Raw genomic sequence first — 18,068 nt, forward strand, 5'->3', positions numbered from 1 at the left:
TCGAAGGCCAGGGATCAGAGAGCAGTATGAATGTACGAAGCGCAACGGGCGGACACCGGCCCCATCTTCTCCTCATCGACGATACTCCCGAGGAAATCCAGCCGCTGCTGGTGCAGTTGCGCGCGCAACCCTGGCGCATCACCGTCGCCAGCGATCCCCGGCAGGGCTATCAGCGCGCGCTGGCGCTGCGTCCCGACCTGATCCTGCTGGATGTGCGGATGCCGCAGATGGATGGCTTCACGCTCTGCCGGCTGCTGCGCGAAGCGCCCGCCACGCAGCGCACCCCGGTGATCTTCCTGTCTTCCGCCGGCGCGGTGGAGGAACGCCTCGAAGGCCTGCAGCTCGGCGGCGTCGACTACGTGCTCAAGCCCTGCGAACCGGCCGAGGTGCTGGCGCGCATCCGCATCCATCTTCAACTCACCTGGCGCACGCCGCAGCAGCCACCGACGACGGAAAGCGCCGAAGGCGTGGAGGCGGAGCAGGTCGTTCTGCTCGCGGCCATGCGTTTCATCGAGCAGAACCTCGGCGAGCTGCCGTCGCTGGGCGAGATCGCACGCAAGGTGGGCACCCACGACAAGCGCCTGTCCGGGATCTTCCGCGAGCGTCTGGACACCACCGTGTTCGCCTACATCCGCGAGGTGCGCCTGCGGCGCGCGCAGGAGCTGCTCGCCGAGGGTTCGATGAGTATTCAGGACATCGCCGACCTGCTCGGTTTCCGCAGCGCCTGCAATTTCACCACGGCGTTCCGCGAGCGCACGGGCACCACACCCAGCGGGTTTCGCCGCACGCTGCAGGGCGATGTGGCGGTGGAGAGGGCCGAGCCTCAGTGAGGCGGCTGCTGTTCGCTGCGCTGGCGCTGCTCGGCGCGCTGGGTGCCGATCCGGCTAGGGCGGCGTTGCAGCTGTGCCAGGAGAGCAAGGTCGCCCTGCTGCCGCGCGTGGGCCTCTACGAGGATGTCAGCGGCCGAGCCAGCATCGACGAGGTCGGGCGTCTGGCGGAGGTCAACTTTCGTCCGGCCAGCGCGACCTGGCCCGAGAAGGGCTACACCCGCTCCGTGTTCTGGATGCGCCTGGCGTTGGTGAATCCCGGAGCGGAAAGCTGCTCGCGCTGGCTCAGCGTCGGCGCGCCGCGGCTCGAGGACATCCAGGTGCACGTGCGCCGGAACGGCGCCTGGCAGCGCTTCGTCGCCGGCAGCGCTCACCCGCTGAGCGAATGGCCGGTGGTCCAGCGTCAGCCGCTGTTCCCGCTGACGCTGGAGGCGGGCGAATACGCCGTGGTGCTGATCCGCGTCAGCGGTGGCGCGCCGCTGCTGCTCAGCCCGACGCTCTGGCCCGACCTGCCGCTGCTGGAGGAACGCCAGGCGATCTATCTGGAGGATGGCCTGACCCTGGGCATCGTCCTGTTGCTGGCGCCGTTCAGCGTGGTGGTCGGCTGGATACTGCGTTCGCGGCTGCTGATCCTGCATGCCGGCGCGGTGTTCTCCTATATCGCCCTGGCCTGCCTGATCAGCGGCTACCTGGTCTACTGGCCCGCCGCGTTGCCCTGGTTTCGCAGCGTGCTGGTGCTGGTCGCCTGCATCGCGCTGCTGGCCTTCCTTGCCTACGTTCGCGAACTGCTGCAGGTGCGCCGACTGCCGCGCTACTGGGACGCCGCGTTCGCCCTGGTGCTGCTCGGCTATTGCGCGGGACGCCTGTGCTGGCTGGCCGTCGACCCGCTGCTGGGCAGCCGCATCGCCGATGCCTGCCTGGCGTTCTGTATTTACGCGCTGCTGCCGGCGACGCTGCTCGCCGGCCACTGGCGGGGGATTCGCCACACCTGGCTGGCCTGGCTGGTGACCTCGGCGTACCTGCTGCAGTTTCTGGTGCGCTATGTGTTCGAGCTGCAGCAGGTGCCCTGGCAATCCGTCGAGTACCGCTACAGCCTGTCCTCGGCGTTGCCGGGCGTGCTGCTCCTGGTCGGCACGCTGGTGATGGAAGTGGGGCGCGGGCGCAACCGTGAGCGCCGCGCGCAGCAGGCCCTCGAGGCCAGCCAGGAGCAGCTGGAACACACGGTGACGCTGCGCACGGCGCAGCTGCGCGAAGCGCTGCATGCGCGCGGCTCCCTGCTGGCGCGGATCAGCCATGACCTGCGCGCGCCGCTGGCGAGCATCATCGATTACGCCCGGCTGCTGCGGCAGGCGCCCCGGGGCAACGACTACTCGCTGAACATCGAGCGCAACGCCCGCTACCAGATGGGCCTGATCGACGAACTGCTGGAGTTCTCCCAGGGGCAGTTGCAGCAGATGGAACTGCTCGAGGCGCCCGGCTACCTGCACGCCTTTCTCAACGAGCTGGCGGAGGAGGGGCATTTCCTCGCCGCGCGCCGTGGCAACCGGCTGGAATTCGTCACCGCCGGGCAACTGCCCGCGCTGGTGCACGCGGACTTCCGGCGTATGCGCCAGGTGGTGATGAACCTGCTCGGCAATGCGGCGAAGTTCACCCGCGACGGCCTGATCCGCTTCGAGGTGAGTGGCGAGTCGGGCGCCGCGGACGGCCGCGCATGCCTGCGCTTCAGCGTCACCGACAACGGCATCGGCATCGATCCGGCGGAGCGCGACAAGCTGCTGCAACCGTTCCGCCGTGGGCACAACGCCACGCACTACGAAGGCTCGGGGCTCGGCCTGTCGATCGTCGCGCAACTGCTGGGCGCGATGGGCGGCGAACTGCGGATCGAACGCGCCGAGCCGCGCGGCAGCCGCTTCACCTTCGCGCTCGACCTGCAACCGGCCAGCGAGGACGACCTCGACGCCATGTTCGGCGAGAGCTTCGCCGGCGCCGTGAGCGGCGCCGGACGCCGCGTGCTGGTGGTGGACGACGTGGCGATGAATCGCGAGTGGCTGTGCGACCTGCTCGAAGGCTATGGCTTCGAGACGCAATCCGCGGCGGATGGCGAGGAGGCCCTGGAGCGTCTGCGGGAGGAACCCTTCGACCTGGTGCTGTGCGACCAGAGCATGCCGCGCATGGACGGCTGGGCCTTGCTGCGCGTCCTGCGCGTGGGCTGGCCACGCCTGCCGGCGCTGCTCTACTCGGCGGCCCCGGCGCAGCGGCCGGCGGGTTTCTCCGAGCGACTGGACTTCGACGCCTGTCTGCTCAAACCCTCGGATACCGCCGAGTTGCTGCGCACCATCGACGGGCTGATCGGGCGGGCGCTGCATGCGGCGGCTTCCTGAGCGCATGAGGGCGCCGCTGTGGCGGCGCGCATGGCCGCTGCTGCTGACGGCGTCGCCGGTGCTCGCCGAGCCGCTGGCGCTCGACCCGGTGACGGTCGGCGCGCGCTACGTCGACGAGGTGGCCGAGCAGGTGCCGGTGTCGCTGACCACGCTGGACGGCGAAACGCTGGATCAGCAGGGCCTGCATCGGCTCAAGGATATCCAGCAACGGGCTCCCGGCCTGGTCGTCTCCGGCCACAGCGGGCGCTACATGGGCCTGGGCCTGCGCGGGTTCGGCGCCACGGCCTACAACGACGGCCTGGACGGCAGCGTCGGTGTGTTCGTCGACGGCGTCTACCAGGGGCGTCCGGGCATGGTCTTCAGCGAGTTGCTGGACGTCGAGCAGATCGAAGTGCTTCGCGGGCCGCAAGGCACGTTGTTCGGCCGCAATACCACGGCGGGGGCGCTGAACATCAGCACCCGTGCGCCGACTCAGGACTTCGAAGGCACGGCCGAGAGCCGTCTCGGTGGCGACGGCCTGCGCGAATACCGCGGCAGCCTTTCCGGCCCGTTGTTGCCCGGCGTGCTGGCCGGCCGGCTGAGCGCTTTCGACGACGCCCGCGATGGCCAGGTGGAAAACCTCTACAACGGCGAGTCGATCAACGACATCGGCAGCCGCGGCCTGCGCGGACAGTTGCTGTGGACGCCCGGCGACCTCTTCAGCGCGCGCCTGATCGGCGAGTACGGCCGCCAGCGCGAGGACGGCAACGCCCTGTCGCCGGCGCATTACAGCGAGCAGACACGCCAGCGCGCGGCCTTCATGAACTACGCGCTGCCGGCCATCGATCCCTATGCGCGGGACGTGAAGCAGAACGATCCGGTGCGCTCCGACACCCTGCAGAGCGGCGTGTCCCTGCAGATGGACTGGGCGCTTTCCGAGTCGCTGCGCCTCACCAGCATCAGCGCCTATCGACGCTGGGATTTCCACGACCAGCGCGACGGCGACAGCACCGCGCTGTCGGTGGCGCAGGCGGGCACCGGGCTGGACCATCGCCAGTTCAGCCAGGAGCTGCGCCTGGCCGGTGAGCTGAACGAACGGACGGATTTCGTGCTGGGCGCGCATTACCTGCAACAGCGCCTGGATCGCAGCAGCGAGGTGGCCTTCGGCAAGGATGCGGCGGCGTTCTTCGCCGGCGATCAGCTGGGTGCGATCGGCGGGCCGCCGTTCAACCTGCCGATCAGCGACCCGTCGCAGATTCCCGCCGCGCTGCTCGACGGCGCACGCCAGCACTTCGACGGACGCCAGCGCGGCCGCAGCGGGGCGGTGTTCGGCCAGCTGTCCTGGCGCCCGCTGGAGAAACTCGAAGCCACCCTCGGCCTGCGCTACGACCGCGAGCGCAAGGACGGCTGGATTTCCCGCGAGGTCGACGGGCTGGCGCCGCTGGACGCGCTGCCGCTGCCGCTGCAACTGGGCGGCCAGCTGTTGCGCGACATCGCCCTGGGCGGCGACTACTACCGCGAGGATGTGGTCGACGAGGGCGACCTGTCCGGGCTGTTCGGCCTGAGCTATCGCTTCAGCGACACGCTGCTCGCCTACGCCAGCTGGTCGCGCGGGCACAAGGCGGGCGGCATCAACTTCGACGTGATCGGCCCCAACAGCCAGCCCACCTTCGGCACCGAGCGGGCGACCTCGCTGGAAGCCGGGGTCAAGGCGCGCTTCTGGGAGGGCCGGGCGCTGCTCGGGGTTTCGCTCTACCAGACCGATGTCGACGACTACCAGGCGCTCACCTACAGCCCGCCGGCCACGCTGTTCGCACCGCCGCTGCGGGACAACCTGATCAACGTCGGCAAGGTGCGCCTGCGCGGGGTGGAGGTGGATTCCAGCTGGCTGCTGCGTCCGCGCCTGGAGTTGCGCCTGGGGCTGGCGTGGAGCGATGCGCGCTATCGCGAATTCGCCAACGCACCCTGCGCGCCGGCGTCCGGCAAAACCAGCTGCGACCTCTCCGGCGAGCGGCTGTACAACGCGCCGGAGTGGAACCTCAGCGCCGGGCTGGACTACAGCCATCCGCTGGCGGCGGCACTGGAAGCCTATGGCGGGGTGGCCTACAGCCTGCGCACGGGCTACTACGGCACCCTCGAAGGCGGCGAGGGCAGCTACCAGCCGAGCTACAGCCTGACCGACCTGCGCGTCGGCCTGCGCCGCGCGGACCGGCGCTGGGACGTCGAAGGCTGGGTGCACAACCTGTTCGACAGCCACTACGTGACGGCGGTCTATTCGCTGCTGGGCGCCGGCGACTACGGCGTTCTGGTGGGCGATCCGCGTAGCGCGGGGATGACCGTGCGGGTGCGCTTCTAGCCCCGGCGATACCGCCATCGGGAGCATTGGTTCGCCGCGTTGCCAGGCGCCCGACGACTGACTCGTCTCCGGGCGACTGCAAGACCCGCCGTCAGGCAAAGCCGCCAGGCGTTTTTCGTATCTCATCCATCCCATTGATCTGAAAGAGTAATTTCTCAATTCCTGGGACGGGAAGGACGCGCCCCGGGTTTTGCTCGACGGTATCCGGCCTGCGTTTCACGCAACCCTGTTTTCACCTCCGGCGCCTTGTTGGGCTGATCCCGCTGAACGATCTTGCGCACCCTCGGCGACTCGCTTCGCCGAGCACCTAATCAGAAAAAACAATGAGCGTGCTCCGCATCCGGTGCTGTTGGCCGGGCGGCTTCGTTTACCGGGGAGACGTGCGAACCGTGGTTCGCAGTGGAGCGCTGCGCATTGGTTTTTTGGCCGGAAAACCAGACGCAGGGTTTCACTATGATGTTTCGTCCAGGAATGGCGGCCCGCCTGTTGCGGGTTGGACTCGGATGTTTTTTCTCCGCGGCGGGCCTGCTGCCCGGCGCCGCGTTGGCCGACCTCGGTGTCAGCAAGAGCCGCGCGCCGGGCTACGAGGGCACCCGCTACGTCGGTGACACCGACGCCTTCCTGATCCGGCTGACGAACAACTTCGTGAGCGGCGACATCACCGGTGTCGCCTTCACCGATGCCCTGCCCAACGGCTTCCGCGTGGCCGCCGGCGGCCTGCGCAGCGCGACCTGCGTCGACGGCAACGGCGCGAGCGTGGCGTTTTCCGGCACCGTCGGCGCCACGCCCGGCAGCAACCAGATCGTCCTCGCCAACGGCGTCATCCCGCCGCGCAACGGCGGCAGCGTCGCCGGACGCTGCGACATCGTCGTCGAGGTGACTTCCAGCGTCGCCGGCAGCCAGGCCAACGTGCTCGCCGCCGGTTCGGTGAGCGGCCAGCACGCCGGCGCCACGGTCAGCAACGCCGACCGCGCCGAGCAGTCGCTGAACTTCCTCAGCCTGCAGGCGCCGTCGCTGAGCAAGGCGTTCAGCCCGAACAGCGTGGTCCGCGCCGACCAGCCGAGCCGGCTGACCCTGCGCATCACCAACAACGCGAACCAGCCATTGCCGCTCAACGGGGCCGGCGACAGCCCGGCGTTCGGCCTGCGCGACACGCTGCCCAGCGGCCTGCGCGTGGCTGCCACTCCGGCCGTGCAGATCAACTGCGGCAGCACGCCGCCGACTTTCGCGCCGGCGGCCGGTGCCACCACGCTGCTCGCCGTCGGCGGCAGCGTGCCCGCCAGCTCGGTCTGCGAACTCAGCGTGATGGTGGTGGCCGAGGGCGTCGACAACGCCTATCAGACCTCGCTTTCCAACGTCATCAACCGCAGCACCGACTTCGCCAACCGGCGCGGCCTGGTGCCCAGCCAGAACGCCAGCGCGAACCTCACGGTCACCGCGCCGCTGCGGGTGGCCAAGAGCTTCAGCCCGGCCACCATCGCCGCCGGCCAGCAATCCACGCTGACCATCACCCTGACCAACGCCAGCCCGCTCAGCGCGCTGCAACTGGGGGCTTTCGCCGATGACATCGACGGCGCCGCCAGCGGCCTGCAGATCAGCGGCGCGCCCACCGCCGTGTGTACCGGCGGCTCGACGCTCAGCGGCCTCGCCGGTAACGGCTCGCAGACCCTGAGCTTCAGTGGCGGCACGCTGAACGCCAACAGCAACTGCCGGATAACCGTGCCCTACACCGCGACCCTGGATACCCCCGGTACTTCGCAGACCTTCACCAACAGCATCCCGGCCGGCGGCGTGCCGGTGACCAGCCCCGGCGGCGTGTTCAGCCAGGCCGCGAGCAGCACGGTCACCGTCTACGACCAGTTCACCGTGTCCAAGACCAGCAGCCCGAGCGTGGTCGCGCCCGGCAACCCGGTGTACTTCACCGTGCGCACCAGCAACTACTCGAGCCAGGTGCAGAATGGCGTGGCGCTGACCGACAGGCTGCCGGACGGCATGACGCTGCTCGGCCAGCCGGGCTTCCCGGCGCCCGCGCTGAGCGGCACCGGTTGCATCGCCGACAGCCTGAGCGTCGGCGGCAGTGCCACCGACCCGGTGTTCACCTTCGGCCTGGCGGCGGGCACGGGGCCGAATCCGGCGCAGTGCACCGTGGGTTTCTGGGCGATGGTGCCCGAGGGCGCCAGCGCCGGCGCGACCATCCGCAACGAGATTCCGTCCGGCGGCGTGTGCGCGCCCGGCGGCATCTGCAACCACAGCGAAACCAGCGCCAGCTACAGCGTCAGCAACAGCACGCTGGCGGTGGAGAAGGCCTTCGCCAGCAGCAGCGCGGCGGAAGGCAGCGCCGTCACCCTGACGCTGAGCCTGGTCAACCTGTCGGCGAAGCCGATCAGCGCGGCGAGCCTGCTCGACAACCTGCCGCTGGGCAGCAACAACACGCCGATGCAGGTGGCCACGCCGAACAACGCGTCCACCACCTGTGGCGGCAGCCTGGTGGCGGTTCCCGGCAGCGAGCGCATCGCCCTCAGCGGCGCGACGGTCCCGGCGCGGGCCGACAACGGGCAGGGCGACGCCGGGCGTTGCACGGTCACGGTGAACGTCACCGGTAGTGCCGGCAGCTACCAGAACAGCCTGCCGGCGGGTGCGGCCCAGGGCAGCGAAACCACGGCCAGCGGCCTGGTGCGCAGCATCGCCAGCCCCGGCCCGGTGAATGCCACGCTGAACTTCGAGTCGGCGCTGAGCGGCGCCAAGTCGTTCGCCCCGGCGCGCGTGCAGTCGGGCGGCCGTTCCACCGTCACCGTGCGCCTGAGCAACAACCAGCCGGGCGTGCTGGACAACGTCGCGGTGGTCGACGACCTGCCCAGCGGGATGGTCGTCGCCACGCCGGCGAACGCCTATTCCACCTGCGACGGTGCGCCGAGCGTCGTCGCCGCGGCGGGCGCCAGCCGCGTCAGCCTGAGCGGCGCGCGCATTCCAACCGGCAGCTGCGACCTGTTGTTCGACGTGATCGCCACCGGCAGCGGCAACTGGGTCAACCGCATCGCGCCCGGCCAACTGACCGCGTCCGGCGGCGTGCAGAACGTCGCGCCGATCAGCGCGACGCTGCAGAACGCCAGCGGCGGCCAGATCACGGTCGGCGTCAACCACGCGCAGGCGAGCATCGCCGCGCCGGGGGCGACCACCCAACTGGTGATCAGCCTGGCCAACACCGGCAGCCTGGACCTCAGCGACCTGGCGCTGAACAACTACTTCACCAGCAACGGCCTCGCCGGCGGCACGCCGACCGGCGAGCGCATCGCCAGCGTGGCGAATGCCTCCACCACCTGTCCGGGCGGCGTGGTTAGCGCCGCAGCGGGCGCGACCAGCCTGTCGCTCGCCGGCGCCAGCCTGGCCGCGGGGGCGAGCTGCACCGTCACCGTCGACGTGACCATGGCCGTCACCGGCACGGTGAACGACATCATCCCCACGGGCGCCATCACCAGTGCCCAGGGCGTGAGCAACGACCAGCCGGCCTCCACCAGCCTGCAGACCAGCAGCGGCCTCGGCGTGGTCAAGCAGTTCACCCCCAACGTGGTCGCGGCCAACGAGCGCTCGCGCCTGCGCATCACCTTCACCAACCCCACCTCCGAACCGCTCAGCGGCCTGACCCTGACCGACAGCTACCCCGCCGGCCTGGTCAGCGCCAGCCCGGCCAACGCGCTGGGCACCTGCCAGGGCAGCATCAGCGTCGCCAGCGGCAGCCTGACCCTGAGCAACGGCCAGCTGGCGGCCGGCAGCAGTTCGGCGCCCGCCACCTGCTACATCGAGGTGGACGTGCTCTCGGCCACCCAGGGCGAGTACCTCAACGCCATCCCGGTCGGCGCGGTATCCGCCAGCGCCGGCGGCAGCCCGGTGCAGAACAACCAGGGCACCAGCGACACCCTGCGGGTGAAGATGCCCCTGCGCGTGCACAAGGCCTTCGTCAATCGCACGCTGGACGCCGGCAGCCCCGACGGTTTCAGCACCGGCATCGCCAACGGCACGCCGGGCAACGCCTATGCGCTGAGCATCCGCATCAGCAACCCGAACGCCGCGCCGCTGACCGGCGTCGCCTTCAGCGACAGCCTGCCGGACGGGCTGGTGGTGGCGCAGACGCCGAACCTGGCCAACAGCTGCGGCGGCCTGGCCAGCGCTTCGCCGTCCGGCACCGGCGTCAGCCTGGCCGGCGGCGAACTGCCGGCGAACGGCTCCTGCACCGTCAGCGTCAACGTGCTGAGCAACGTCGCCGGCAGCTACCTCAACCAGATTCCGGCGGGCGGCGTGAGCAGCTACGAAGGGGTCGTCAACGAACAGCCGACGCGCGCGCAGATCACCTTTTCCAGCCCGCCGACGCTGACCAAGCAGTTCCAGCCCGCGGTGATCCCGCAGGGCGGTGTCTCGCGCCTGACGATCTTCGTCGGCAACCCCAACGACGCGCCGATGACCCTCAGCGCGGCGCTGACCGACACCCTGCCGACCTCACCCGGACCGGTGCGCGTGGCCGCCACGCCCAACGTCGGTGGCACCTGCCCGAGCGCCAGCATCGTCGCCACGCCCAACGCCGCCTTCGTGCGCCTGGCCAGCGCCACCGTGGTGCCGGCCGGTGGCTGCACCGTGGAAGTCGACGTGACCGCCAGCACGCCCGGTGAACACACCAACGTGATCGCCGCCGGCGAGCTGAAGACCGACTTCGGCAACAACCAGCAGCCGGCCTACGCGCCGCTCAACGTCAGCACGCTGGGCTACGTCGCCGGCAAGGTCTACCGCAACGACGATCTCAACGACGGCGGCTACGCGCCGGGCACCGACCTGCCGCTGGCCGGCATTTCCATCGCGCTGCACAGCGGCAACAGTTGCGCCGGTCCGCTGGCCAGCGGCCCGGAGGGCTTCGTCAATCCGCTGCTCACCGATGCGTCCGGCAACTACCTGTTCGCCAACCTTGCCGCCGGCGTCTACTCGGTGTGCCAGGCCGGCCAGCCGGCCGGGACGCTGAACGACCTGCCGCGCGCCGGCAGCCTGATCTCGCTGAACGGCAGCGGCGGTGCGCCGGGTGTCGCCAGCAACCCGACGGCGAGCAGCAGCCAGATCGCCGGAATCAACCTGGGCGCGAACGCCGACGGCGAGGTCAGCGGTTCGATCGGCAACGACTTCCCCGAAGTGCGGCCGTCGAGCCTCTCCGGCACGGTATTCGCCGACCAGAACAACGATGGCGTGCGCCAGAACAGCGATCCGGCCCTGGCCGGGGTCACCCTGACCCTCACCGGCAGCGACTGGCAGGGCAATGCGATTACCCCGCGCAGCCTGGTGACCGATGCCAGCGGCCACTACAGCTTCACCGACCTGGCGCCGGGCACCTACACGGTGACCGAGCCGACCCAGCCGGAGAACACCGCCAACGGCCAGACCATCGCCGGCAGCACCGGCGGCACGCCCACCGCGGTCGGCACGCTGCCCAGCGCCATCGCCGGCATCCTGCTGCCACCGGCCACGGCGTCCACCGGCAACGATTTCGCCGAGATTCCGCACGGCCGCACCCTCAGCGGGCAGGTGTTCATCGACCCCGAGGACGATGGCCGGCCCTATGGTGACGACCACGGATTGCCCGGCCAGACCATCGAGCTGAGCGGCACCGACGTCAACGGCAACCCGGTGCCCCCGCGCAGCGTGGTAACCGGCGCCGACGGCAGCTTCAGCTTCAGCGGCCTGCCGGCCGGCACCTACACCCTGACCCAGCCGCAGCAGCCCGAAGGCACGCTGCCCGGCAAGACCACCGCGGGCAGCGCCGGCGGTACGGCGACCACGGTCAGCGTCGCGCCCAGCGTCATCTCCGGCATCGACCTGAGCGGTGACGGGCAGCTGTTCTCGGTGGACAACTGGTTCGCCGAAATCCCGACCCCCGACCTGGTGATCAGCAAGACCCACGACCCGGCGACCTTCCTCGCCGCCGGCCGCGGCGTCTATGTCATCCGCGTCGGCAACATCGGCGTGGGCGCCAGCAGCGGCACCGTCACCGTGGTCGATACCCTGCCGGCCGGCCTGACCGCCGCCGGCGTGCCCACCGGCAACGGCTGGAGCTGCGCCGTCAGCGGCCAGGTGATCCGCTGTACCACCGATGCGGCGATCCCGGCGAACACCCCGGCCAGCGACGCGGCGAACGCGATCAGCGTGCCGGTCAGCGTCGACGGTGGCCTGGGCGACGTGACCCTGACCAACGTCGCCGTGGTCTCCGGCGGCAGCGAGCAGTCCATCGACACCGGCAACAACCGCGCCGAGGACCCGACCACCATCAGCCGCGCGCTGACCAGCCTGGAAGGCAGCGTCTGGTTCGACAGCAACCACGACCGCGTGCGCGATCCGGGTGAAAGCCTGATGCCCGGCTGGACCGTGGAGCTGGTGCGTGGCGGCAGCGTGGTGGCTTCCACCCTGAGCGATGCCAACGGCCATTACGCCTTCTCCGACGTGATCCCCAACAGCGGCTACGAAGTGCGCTTCCGGCATCCGGAAACCGGTACCGTCTACGGTCGCCCGGTCCCCAACGAAAGCGGCGCCGCGTATACCGACGGCGCCATGGGCGCCGGCAACCCGGCAGGGGCGAGCACCGCCACCGGCACGCTCAGCGAGCTGACCCTGGTCGCCGGCAGCCACACGCCGGAGCAGAGCCTGCCGATCGACCCGGCCGGCGTGGTCTATGACGCCATCACCCGCGAGCCGGTCCGCGGCGCGGTGGTGCGCATCGAAGGACCGGCCGGCTTCAGCGCCGCCGACGTGCTCGGCGGTGCGCTGGAACAGGCCACCGGTAGCGATGGCCTGTACCAGATCGTGCTGTTGCCCAGCGCGCCGGCTGGCACCTACACCCTGGTGGTGACGCCGCCCTCGGGCTACCTGCAGCAGCCCTCGGCGCTGATTCCGGTGTGCCGTACCACCCTGGCGGTGGGTGCCTTCCCGGACCCGGCGCTGGTGCAGAACAGCAACCGGCCGCCGCTGGACGCGATCACCGCGCATGACCCGGCGCTGTGCCCGGCCAGCTCGGCCGGCCTCGCCGGCAGCAGCGATACCACGCAGTACTACGCGAGCTTCAGCTTCGGCGGAGGCTCGGCCGACGTGGTCAACAACCACATTCCGGTCGACCCGATCCTCGCCGGCGCCATCGTCATGACCAAGACCACACCCAAGGTCAACGTCACCCGTGGCGAGCTGGTGCCCTACACCCTGACCGCGCGCAACACCCTGGCTTCGAGCCTCGCGGCGATCGCCCTCGAGGACCAGATCCCGCCGGGCTTCAAGTACGTCAAGGGTTCCGCGCAGATCGACGGCGTACCCGCCGAACCGCAGGTCAACGGTCGCCTGCTGCGCTGGCCGGACCGCACGCTGAACGCCGGCCAACTGGTGACCATCCGCCTGATCCTGGTGGTCGGCTCCGGCGTCGGCTTCAACGAGTACGTCAACCAGGCGTGGGCCAGCAACATGGTCGCCGATGCGCGGGTTTCCAACGTCGCCAGCGCCAGCGTGCGCGTGGTGGCGGACCCGACCTTCGACTGCAGCGACCTGATCGGCAAGGTCTTCGACGACAAGAACCGCAACGGCTACCAGGACGAGGGCGAGCCCGGCATTCCCGGCGTGCGCCTGGCCACGCCCAAGGGCTGGCTGGTGACCACCGACGAGTACGGCCGCTACCACATCGCCTGCGCCGACGTGCCCAGCGAGATGCGTGGCAGCAACTTCATCCTCAAGGTCGACGAACGCACGCTGCCGTCCGGCTACCGCATCACCACCGAGAACCCGCGCGTGGTGCGCCTGACCCAGGGGCGCCTGGTCAAGGCCAACTTCGGCGCCAGCATCCACCGCGTGGTGCGCCTGGACCTGAGCCCGGCGGCCTTCGGCGCGGACAACCAGCTGACGGCGCAGTACCAGGCGCAGCTCGGCCAGGTGCTGACGCTGATGTACGCGGAGCCGTCGATCCTGCGCATCGCCTATCGCCTGCCGGTGGACGGCAGCGTCGAGGACGCGCGGGCCCGGATCGGCCATGTGAGGGACTGGATCAAGGAGCAGTGGGAGCCACACGACTGTTGTTACGACATGCAACTGGAAGAAGAAATCGTACCGGCAGGTGACAGTGTGGAGGTGATCCGATGAGCATGCGCAATCTGGTGGCGTGCGGCATCGCCGCACTGGCCCTCAACCCGCTGGCGGTCGCCGTGGCGATCGCCGCCGAACAGTGTGAAGTGGGCAAGGGCTGCGGCCTGCAAGGCCCGCGTGGCGCGATGGAAGACGAATCCCTGGTGCAGCGCCGGCCGTTCACGCCGGGCGGGTTGCCCGCGCTGCCGGCGAACGCCGAGCGCGAGCTGCCGCGCGAACACCTGATTCTCTGGGAACTCGACGGCGCCCTCGGCAAGCGCGAGCAACTGCTGGACGTCGGCGACGAGAAGGTCGAGTCGGTGGTGCTGCGCGAAGGGCTGCCGGTGGTGCGTTTCGCCTCCGGTCGCTCGGCGATTCCCGAACGCGACAGCGACGCCCTGGACACGCTGATGAAGCGCCTGGCCGGCAAGCGCAACCTGCGCCTGCGGCTGATCGGACATACCGATCCGCAGCACCTGTCGCAACGTACCCAGTCGATCTACCAGGACAACTATGGCCTGGGTCTGCAGCGCGCCAAGGAGGTCGGCGAGCTGTTCCGCCAGCGCCTCGGCCTGAAGACCGAGCAACTGCAGTTCGCCAGCCGCGGCCCGGACGAGCCGCTGGCGCGCGGCGACGACGAGCGCGACTGGGCGCTGAACCGCCGCGTCGAAGTGGAAATCTGGTACGACGAGGCGGTGGTCGTCACCCCGGCCAAGGCCGAGCAGTGCGCGCCGGGCAACGTTCCGCTGCAGAACGTGCTGCCGTTCATGATCAGCGTCGACGGCGCGCCCCTGAACAACGGCGAGGCGGGCAGCGCGGACGCGCAACGCTGCGTCGACGTCGAGCTGGCCAAGGACCTGCTGCAGGTGCGTTTCGACAACCTCTCCACCCAGCCGCGCCTGAACGTCGTTTCCGGCGCCCGCGTGGCGCGGATCGGCGAGGTCCAGCAGTTCAGCGGCTACAGCAACTACCTGCACTGGATCAAGCGCGCCGAGGTGCGCATCCTCGGTCGCAAGCGCCTGTTCGGCGCCCCCGAGCTGCTGCAGACGCTGCCGCTCGATCCCGAGCTGAAGGCCGACTGGACGCCCACGGCCGGTCTGCCCGAGCGCATCTATTACCAACTGCGCGTGTACGACGAGCAGGGCCGCTACGACGAAACCAGCCCGCAGGCGCTCAGCGTGGCGCGCGGCAAGCTGGCCGAGGAGCCGGAGGCGGAAGTCGCCGCCGACCTGCTCGCCGGCTACGGCGGCAATCGCCTGCAACGCCATGCCATTCCGGTCGCCGGCGGCACCGTCACCATCAACGGCAAGCAGGTCAAGGACGGCCAGCACGTCTTCGTCATGGGCCGTCCGGTGCCGGTGGACAACCAGGGCAAGTTCGCCGCGGCGCAGATCATTCCGCGCGGCGTGCACACCGTGGAAGTCGCGGTGCTCGACGATGACGGCAAGGGGCGCATCTACCGCCGCGACCTGCGCCTGCCGCAGAACGACTGGTTCACCGTGGCCATCGCCGACTTCACCGTCGGCCAGCAGAACACCAGCGGCCCGGCGCGCCTGGTCACCCAGGAAGACCGTTACTACGACGACAAGCTCTACGCCGACGGCCGCCTGGCGTTCTACACCAAGGGCAAGATCGACGGTAAGTACACCGTCACCGGCAGCGTCGATACCGGCGAGGAGGCCGTGGACAGCCTGTTCAGCAACTTCAACGACAAGGACCCGCGCGAGTTCCTGCGCCGCCTGGACTCCGACTCGGACAAGGGCTGGGCGACCTTCGGCGACGACTCGACGCTGGTCGAGGATGCGCCGACGCGGGGCAAGTTCTACGCCAAGGTCGAGGACGAGAAATCCCACGCCATGTGGGGCAACTTCCGCGAGCAGATCCGCGATACCGAACTGACCCAGATCGACCGCAGCCTCTACGGCGGCCAGGTGCGCTATCGCAGCGACGAGTTCACCGGTTTCGGCGAACGGCGCCTGCAGGTGGAGGGCTTCGCCGCCGAGCCGGGCACCGCGTCGGCGCGCGAGGATTTCCGCGGCACCGGGGGTTCGCTGTACTACCTGCGTCACCAGGACATCACCGAAGGCAGCGAGCGCGTGCGCATCGAAGTGCGCGATCCGGATTCCGGGCAGGTGCTCTACGCCCAGGACCTGGTCGCCGGGATCGACTACGAGATCAATTCCCTGCAGGGCCGCGTCATCCTCAGCCAGCCGCTCTCGGCCAGCGCCGACGGCAGCCTGCTGATCCGCTCCGGCGGCAGCCTGTCCGGCAACCCGGCGTTCCTAGTGGTCGGCTACGAATACTCGCCAGGGCTCGACAAGCTCGACGACATGGCCTACGGCGGGCGCACCTCCTACTGGGTCAACGACAAGGTCAGGGTCGGCGTGACCGGCAGCATGCAGGAGCAGACCGGCCGCGAGGACCAGACCCTCGGCGGCGGCGACCTGCTGTTGCGGCAGAGCGAAGGCACCTGGCTGAAGGTCGAGTCGGCGCAGAGCAAGGGCGACAGCCTCGACCAGCGCTTCTCCTATGACGGCGGCTTCGGTTTCGACAGCGCCGAGGCAGGCGGCGATTCGGCGGCCCGCGCCAACCGCGTGGAAACCGCCTTCGACCTCAAGGACCTGGTGGAAGACGGCGAAGGCAAGGGCACCTTCTACTACGAGAAACGCGACGCCGGCTTCTCCGCGCCCGGACGCCTGTCGGACCTCGCCGCCAACCAGGTCGGCGGCAGCTACACCGCGCCGCTGGGCGAGAAGACCGAGCTGACCGTGAAGGCCGACGAGACCGAGGAGAAGGGCAGCCGCTCGCGGCGTTCCGCCGAAGCGCAACTGGCCTACGACCTCAGTGACGCCTGGCGCCTGAGCGGCGGCCTGCGCAACGACCGGCGCAGCAACGGCAGCTCGTCCTACCTCAACGGTTACGACGGCCTCTACAGCGGCGCTTACGACGAAGGCGAGCGCAACGACGCGGTGGTCCAGGCGCTCTACCACGCCGAGGAAGACTGGTCGCTGTACGGCTTCACCCAGGGCACGCTGAGCCGCACCGGCGAGCGCAGCGCCAACAACCGCGTCGGGGTCGGCGGCGACTACCGCCTCAACGAACGCACCGCGCTGAACGGCGAGCTGTCCAGCGGCAACCTCGGCCTGGGCGCCAAGGCCGGGGTCAACTACGACGCCTCGGATCGCACCAACCTGTACTTCAACTACACGCTGGACAGCGACCGCACCGACGACGGCTTCGGCAGCCGTAGCGGCCTGGGCGGCGGCGAAGGTCGCGTGGGGCAGTTCGTTTCCGGCGCCCGTTCGCGCTGGACCGACACCACCAGCGTGTATGCCGAGCAGCGCGTGCAGCGCGGCGATCAGGCCGGGCTGATCCAGGGCTACGGCCTGGACTTCGCCCCGGACGATCACTGGAGCTACGGCCTGACCACCGAGTTCGGCACCTTCAATGCCGAGACCGAGTACGAGCTCAAGCGCCGTGCCTTCGGCGGCAAGGTCGGCTACAGCAACGGCGACCTGCGCTACGCCAGCCGCCTGGAGTACCGCGAGGACCGCAGCCAGGTGCAGGACCTCAGCGTGTGGCTGATGCGCAACAACCTCAGCTACAAGGTCAATCCGGACTGGCGTTTCATCGGCAAGCTGGATTTCTCCGTCGGCGACTCCGACCGTGGCGATTACTACGACGGCAACTTCGTCGAGGCCTCGCTGGGCTACGCCTACCGTCCGGTGCTCAACGACAAGCTGAACCTGCTGACCAAGTACACCTACCTGGCGGACCTGCCGCCGCCGGACCAGGTGTCCACCGCCACCGGCACCAACGTCGACTACGCCCAGCGCAGCCACGTCTTCGCCATCGACGGCATCTACGACCTGAACGAGCGCTGGAGCGTCGGCGGCAAGTACGCCTATCGCCTGAGCGAACTGCGCATGAGCCGCGACAGTTCGGCGGACTGGTTCGACAGCCGCGGGCAACTGATCGCCGCGCGGGTGGACTGGCACGTGGTGCGCAAGTGGGACCTGATGGCCGAAGTCCGCCGGCGCGACGAGTTCGCCGCCAAGGACAGCCGCGTCGGCGCGCTGGTGGGCGTCTACCGGCACTTCGGCAACCACTTCAAGGCGGGCGTCGGCTACAACTTCAGCGACTTCAGCGACGACCTCACCGACCTGTCGTACCGCAGCCAGGGCTGGTTCTTCAACGCCATCGGCAAGTACTGACGGGCGCACGCAGCCCGCACGTTCGCCCCCGCCGCGCAGGGACTGCAGTCGGGGGCGAACGCTCGCTGCCTCGGTGATTCGACCCCGGCGACGTCGCTGCCTGCCGTTGCGCCGGCCGCCGCAGGATCGTGCAAGCAACCGGCAGGAATCGGATAACCCCGCATTGCCCGAGCCCTTACCCTCA

General features: G+C 69.6%; 5 protein-coding genes. All 5 read left to right on the forward strand.

Annotated elements, in window-relative coordinates:
* The first annotated feature begins 26 nt into the window (after positions 1-26).
* Positions 27-830, forward strand: coding sequence for a helix-turn-helix domain-containing protein (locus B3E91_RS18950; protein ID WP_287030985.1), 804 nt, complete (start codon positions 27-29; stop codon positions 828-830).
* The gene (locus tag B3E91_RS18955) at positions 827-3,208 is read left to right on the forward strand and encodes a hybrid sensor histidine kinase/response regulator (protein ID WP_287030986.1); all 2,382 of its coding nucleotides are present in this window, start codon (positions 827-829) and stop codon (positions 3,206-3,208) included. The genes B3E91_RS18950 and B3E91_RS18955 overlap by 4 nt, the downstream gene beginning before the upstream one ends.
* A complete protein-coding gene (locus tag B3E91_RS18960; protein WP_287030987.1) occupies positions 3,192-5,543 on the forward strand; it encodes a TonB-dependent receptor in 2,352 nt (783 codons plus the stop codon). The genes B3E91_RS18955 and B3E91_RS18960 overlap by 17 nt, the downstream gene beginning before the upstream one ends.
* 543 nt (positions 5,544-6,086) lie before the next feature.
* Positions 6,087-13,688: an SdrD B-like domain-containing protein gene (locus B3E91_RS18965; protein ID WP_287030988.1), complete on the forward strand. Its 7,602-nt coding sequence runs from the start codon at positions 6,087-6,089 to the stop codon at positions 13,686-13,688.
* Positions 13,685-17,884: an OmpA family protein gene (locus B3E91_RS18970; RefSeq protein WP_287030989.1), complete on the forward strand. Its 4,200-nt coding sequence runs from the start codon at positions 13,685-13,687 to the stop codon at positions 17,882-17,884. The genes B3E91_RS18965 and B3E91_RS18970 overlap by 4 nt, the downstream gene beginning before the upstream one ends.
* The last annotated feature ends 184 nt before the right edge of the window (positions 17,885-18,068 follow it).

Source organism: Pseudomonas sp. UBA6310, assembly GCF_002438225.1.
Lineage (GTDB): Bacteria > Pseudomonadota > Gammaproteobacteria > Pseudomonadales > Pseudomonadaceae > Pseudomonas_O > Pseudomonas_O kuykendallii.